This window comes from Xanthomonas sp. 3793 (assembly GCF_024806835.1).
Classification (GTDB): Bacteria; Pseudomonadota; Gammaproteobacteria; order Xanthomonadales; family Xanthomonadaceae; genus Xanthomonas; species Xanthomonas arboricola_F.
Window position 1 is genome coordinate 1,479,005 of sequence record NZ_JANTYU010000001.1, and the last position, 6,000, is coordinate 1,485,004.

At 58.8% G+C, this 6,000-nt stretch carries 2 protein-coding genes and 1 pseudogene; all 3 read right to left on the bottom strand.

The annotated features are described in order from the left end of the window. Nucleotides 1–162: 162 nt before the first annotated feature. Complete coding sequence (locus FHY18_RS06115) at nucleotides 163–3,960, bottom strand: zeta toxin family protein (protein WP_259152435.1); 3,798 nt, start codon at nucleotides 3,958–3,960, stop codon at nucleotides 163–165. Then, nucleotides 3,953–4,270: a hypothetical protein gene (locus FHY18_RS06120; RefSeq protein WP_039446097.1), complete on the bottom strand. Its 318-nt coding sequence runs from the start codon at nucleotides 4,268–4,270 to the stop codon at nucleotides 3,953–3,955. Before FHY18_RS06120 ends, FHY18_RS06115 begins: the two co-directional genes overlap by 8 nt. 265 nt (nucleotides 4,271–4,535) lie before the next feature. Continuing rightward, nucleotides 4,536–5,906 (bottom strand): annotated as a pseudogene (locus FHY18_RS06125) (type IV secretory system conjugative DNA transfer family protein); the annotation flags it as partial. Nucleotides 5,907–6,000: the final 94 nt, after the last annotated feature.

Below are 6,000 nucleotides of genomic sequence, written 5' to 3' on the forward strand. Positions count from 1 at the left end.
CCCACGGTGCACAGCAGATGCACCTGCACCGCCAAATGGTGCGGTTTTCCATGGGGCAGCCTATTATTTCGCTCCGAAGCACGCCCTCAACTTTCAGGAGGAACTGCAAGACTCAGCTCTCTAAGACACGAGCAACAATGAGGTGAAATCTATGCCTCAGCCTCAGCCGCCCCCGCCTCCGTCACCACTGGACGCGCCTGACATCGCCTGTTGCTGAGAGCGAGCGGCCATCGTCATCACGGGGCCCGTTGGGTTCCTGTCGATTTCTTCGCGCTCGCGTTGAAACTGCACCATCTCCTGCGCCCGTTGTTGATCCATTGCCTCTGTCTTCTGCAAGGTCTCATTGATGCCAGGCGATGGCGTGTTGAGGGCGGTTTCCGAGTGAAAGCCGGGCGTCTTGCCAAAGACAAAGGCGACATCATCTTGGATGGTCACTTTCCGGAGTTGATCCGCGCGCTCGATCCCTGACTCTTTGACGGCATGGAACACTTCGGCCGCCTTCTCATCGGAGGTGCCTTTCGGGAGCTGCGCCTGTATGGCGGAGAACAACGCGTAATCCCGATGATCAGAGGGAAACGCCTGCTGAGCGGCATCTTGGGAGGGTCTCGCTTGCTCGACCCGATCCTCATCGTTGATACCTGGGTTTGAACGCCCGCCAGCCCCACCGAAGCTCGGCGATGACGCATAGGAGGACGTGCGCTCAGCCAAGACGATTTGTGCCGGCACTTCGCTCTGCGTTGGCGTTGGCATTGCCGGCGACGACGCCTGCATCGCCTCTTGCTGTTCTGCCTGCAATGGAATAGCCGATGTCGCTTCGTTCTGTGGTGCAACTCCTTGCGCTTGCTGCTCACCGCCCTGCTCCACCGCCGCATTTGCCAATGTCGGCCCTGTCGGTTTCAGAGCTTCTCGGCGCGCGTGTTGTGCCTGGGACAACGCTTCATCCAGGTCTTGCCCGGCAATGCCCGTTGCCGGCAATCCTTGGTCTTGCTGGAACTGCCTTACTGCATGTTCGGTCTCTGGACCGTAGTGCCCGTCTTGCGGCACGGCCTGGCCGTTTGGACCACGCGCGTCCACTTGCTGCAAGCGATACTGCAAGAACTCAACCTCTTGCCCTCGGTCGCCCAGGCGCAGCCCTTCCACTTCCTGAAATGACGGCGGCGTTGGAACAGTTGCCTGGCTTGGGAACGTGAGAGCTGATGAGGGCGATCCGACGCTCGGCGCAGATGCGCTTGCAGAGGCTGGCGCCACTGCCTCTGCCGTCGGTTGGACTGCGCCGGCTGTCGAGGGTGCGGCAACCTCAGATGTTCGGGTTTCTTGGGGTTCGCGCTGTGGGACAGACTCGGGCTTCGGTTCGGTAGGCTTGGCAACCGGACGCACGTCTTCTGGCAGCGGCGCGTTGACGGATGCAGGCATCACGACAAGAGCAGGAGTCGCCGTCTCCGCAACGGCAGGCGCGTCGGTTGTGCGTGCAACGTCTCGATCTCGCTGCACGTCAATGGCTGCCTGAGGCGCTTGGCTTTCGTCTACACGCGGAGCGGTGACGGTCGTTGCGGCGAAGCTTGCGACCTGTTGCGCTTCTTGCGTAGAAACACCTTGCCGATTGGCCTCCAGCAGGGCCTGCTCGTAGGCGTCACGCTCTTGGGGCGATTGCGCGTCAATGCGCAGCTCTGGTGCACCCGTCGAAGGTGGTTGCTCCTGCCGGAGTGACTGCACCTCGCTGAGCGCCTGATGGATCGCATCAGTGCTGGTGGTTGCTGCAACACGCACCACACCATCGGCGTCACGGCTCAAATGCTGGATGGGACTGTCCACCGAGTATTGACCGGACGCATCACGCTCCAATGCCAGAGAGCTGGTCGCTGCATCGATCCCGTTTGCGTCACGAGTCTTTTGCACCGCAAGCTGGATCGCGCCAGCAGTCTGAGCATTGGGCGCAACGCCATAGGCGGCATAAGTCGCCTCGGTATTGGCCTGATCCTGCTGCTGCAGCGCTGGCGTTTGCCTTGCCGGCATCTGTGCCATTGCCTGCGCATGCTGCTCCAAGGCCGGTTGCAAGCGTTCGCGCGTTGCATTGAGTTCCAGCGGGACATTGCCTTCGGCAGCAACGCCGTCATGCCGCCACTGACCTTGCGTATCGCGCTGATACTGCTTGCCGTCCGAGGCTTGCAGTGAGTCGGGGTTTAAGGCGGCTTGCACGGCCGCTGGCACGGGGCCAAAGTCGTCCCAACCATTGCGCTGATAGGCAGCTTGATAGGTTGCCGCAATTGCAGCTGGGCCACGGGCAATGTTGGCGTCCACCACCTGAGCTGCCTGCTGATCCAACGCGGCACTACGCTCAGGATTTGCCGGATCAACCGTCCAGACGGGCCGATCGTTCCGATCAACGTCGTCGGCGACCATCCGTGACCATTGGCCACTCGCTGGATCGTGTCTCCAATCCCGTGCGTAAAGATGCGCCGCATCAGCATCACTGGATGGCTGCACATAAGGATTACTGGGTTGCGCCTTGCCCAGCACCTGCTCGGTCGCTTCGCTACTGGCGTGATAGTTCAGCTCGCGCACTTTTTCTGGCAGCGCGAACATGCCCTGCTTCTGTGGGGTATCCGTGCCATCGTTTTGCAGGTCGGCTTTTTCTTGGCGAAGCCACTGGCTGCCGTTGAACTCCCAGCTCACGCCCTGCTTGTCGGTTTGCGTATAGATCTGGCGGTTATCCCAAAGCGTGACGGCCTTTTCGGCAGCAGCACTGAACAGATAACCATCGGCCACCACCAGCGCGACGGGTCCGGCACCACTTGTGCCAACAACGGCAGCGGCAGCAGCACCTCCCGCCCAGCCGCCCGCGCCTCGGGCAGCAAAGTGCAACGCTTCTGAGCGCGCAGCGGTGAGGTTGTCTTGTGCCAACAGCGTGCCAACACGCTCTCCGGTCTGCGACGCGTCGTAGGCGGTCGCGGCAACGCCCAAGCCCGCAAGCCCTGCTGTCATCCCGGCGCGACGCAAGCCCGGGATCTCCGGCTCGGGCACAGGCACGCGTGCAGGCGGAGCCCCCGGCCGCACGAGTTCATCAATGGTGGCAATGCCTTCCATGCGACTAGCAACTACATCGCTCACCCGGAGCTTGGCATGCTCCTCAAGCAGTTTTGCTTGGACAGCAGGATCAGATTTCGGGATCGCTTGTGCGTGTTCCGGTAGATCACGGTGCCAATCGACTTGCTTTTGCCAGGCATCCCGAAGATGCTCGGTGAAAGCGGGATCTTTAAGCCGCGCGTTGCGCGCTTCCTCCATCGCTTGACCAGGCATGCGTGCGTCGGTGCGACTATCGTAAAGCTCGATGCCCTCACGATTGAAGATGCGGATGGGCACGTTGCTGTTCGTATGGATGGTATCTAAACTGACAGGGAGCTTTCCGTAGATTGCATCACGCGCGCCCTCAGGCACATGGCGACCGTAGCCTTGCCTGTCGGTGTTGGCCGTAAAACGCTCATCGACACCATGCTCACTCTCCAACTTGGGAGAAGCAACAGCACGCACCTCGACCTCATAGCCCTGCTCTTGCAAGCCCTTGATTAGCGTCTCCGATGCCCACTTTCCATCGCTTAACGTGGTGTCGAAGATGAGGTTCTTTTTTTCGGCAGTCGCTGCCATGCGCAGCTCATCGGCCCAAGAGCTCGCGTCCTTGTGGGTTCGACCAGACCATTCATAAGGATTTTCGCGTCGAAAGTCAGCAACGCGCGGGTGGTAGCGGCGCAACTCATCGGGGTCGATTGTGACCGCATTTTGATCAAGCTCGGCCTTCGCCTGAGCGACAAGGCCGCCCTTACCCGCACCAGGCTGGCCGCCCAGAATGACTGCTTTCGGCTGCTGCTGGGCTGTTGAATTGATGAAATCTGGGGCGGTTAGTATTTGCTCGCGTAGGATCTGCTCGTGGATCCCTTTCGGCAGCACATCGCTTTCATCAGCCATGACGATGACTCGAACTTGGGAAACCAAAATAGTCCATTAAATTCTGCTCCTTCCATGTGCCCTTAGCGGCGCTATGAAGCATGAGTAGATGCGTTGCCTTCGCCAGTGCGATTGCTTCTTGGTCGCCCGTTTGTTCTGCAATCCTGAGCTTTTCACGTGATTCGTCGATAAAGGTATCAAGACAGCCCTCGATCGCCCAGATCGCAAACTCCAAGGGGGGGGTAATCGGCGATGGCTTATCGACCGACTCTTGGAGCGCACTTTCCAACCGCGCGATGTGATCGGGGTAATCCTTGAAGCTTTCGCGCAAGCCTTGTGGCACTGGCGGTCTTTTGCCGACCGAATCAGGGGAAGAATCGTTAGTCTGAGTCATAAAAGCATCCTGATTGAGGCGTTGCATTGGACGTGGAAGATTGGGCTTGCGCTTAGGCGTTGCTACGGACGCCCCGGTTGCAATGGCCCTAACTGCTGCACAGTGCGCGCATTGATTAATGCCAGGTCACGCAGAAGCTGTTGACTGTGACTGCCATCAGCCTTCAATCGATTCTGAGGCACATTGGAAGGTGTGCTATCACTCATGCGGGGACCATCTGTAAGGCTTCAATCTTCACCCTTGGCAACAAGCGCTTGGTGAAGTAGGTGTCTTCGTAATACTTAATCTTCTCGCAGAGCACCGGGCTTGGGATGCCTTCATAGAGGAAGACCTCCTTGTCAAAGCCCATCGCCTTCAACTCCTGTGGCAGCATCAATGCGCGACGTTGCTCGGTCTCGGAGTAGGACACACTGCTTTGCTTGCCACTGGTGTGCGACTTGTTCTTCTTGCGCACCGTGGTGTAGCCAAGCATGTCCGAGTAGTCGTTGGCGTCTTGCTGCTCGCGCGGGGCGTAGACGATTTGCAAGGCATGGTTGGTGATGATGGTGCGCGAGACATCCTTGCCATAGGTCGCGTCCAGCTGCGCCATGCTCTGGATGATCGGCAGCAAGCGGATGTTGTAGCCGGCCATGTAGCTCACCGCGCTTGCAATGATGTCGACCCGGCCGATGGACGTGAACTCATCCATCAGCAGCAAACACTGGTGTTTGAGCGCCGGATTGTTCTGCGGCAGCTCTTTGGTGTTGAGGTTGATGAGCTGGCTGAAAAGCAGGTTGATCAACAAGCGGCTTTCGGCCAGCTTGTTCGGCTGGATGCCAATGTAGATGCTCATCTTCTTCTTGCGCACATCCGTCAACAAGAAGTCATTGCCGCTGGTTGATGCATCCAGGATTGGGTTGATGAACTGGTTGAGCGGCTCCTTGAACGTGCCCATGATCGAGGCGAACGTCTCTTCGGCTTGCGAGAGCAAATTGTCGAACGCCATCTTGGCGTCGCGACCCAGGAAGTCGCGCTGCGAGAGCTTTTTGAGGTAGCCCTTCAAGTCGCTTCCATCGCCAGATGACACGCGATAGAGCATCCCAAGGGTTGGGAACATCCAGGTGTCTTTCGGGTGCTTGCGCTTGATCTGATCGTCCAAGCTATCGAACAGATAGAGCGTAAACGCCATGAAGGCGTTGCGCGCTTGGCTCACCCAGAACTTCTGGGCGTTAGAGCCGTCTGGATAGAGCATCGCCGCGATACTCATCAGATCCGACACGCGAAAGGCGGGATCGGGCGAAATGTAGCTCAGGGGGTTCCAGCGGTGGCTGCGCCCGTCTTCGGCAAAGGGGTTGAACAAAAAGACCTCTTGGCCTTGGCTCTTGCGCCAGCCGGAAGTCAGATCGAAGTTTTCCTGCTTGATGTCCAAAACCACCACCGAGCCTTGGTAGTCGAGCAGATTGGGAATGACGATGCCAACACCCTTGCCCGAACGCGTGGGCGCGGCCAGGATCACAAACTGTTGCCCAGGTAGGCGCACCAACTTGCCGCCGTGCTTGCCGACCACGATGCCGGTTGGCGAGGGTTTTAGCATGAGCTACCCCCGATTTCTCGGACAGGTTAATTAGGGAACAACAACCATCTTTTCGAACTCGGCCGGCGAGCGGTAGCCCAGCGCACTGTGCAAC

Excerpts from the sequence above, each read along its gene's own strand:
- FHY18_RS06115 (WP_259152435.1), bottom strand. The coding sequence starts at position 3,960 with ATGGCTGATGAAAGCGATGTGCTGCCGAAAGGGATCCACGAGCAGATC.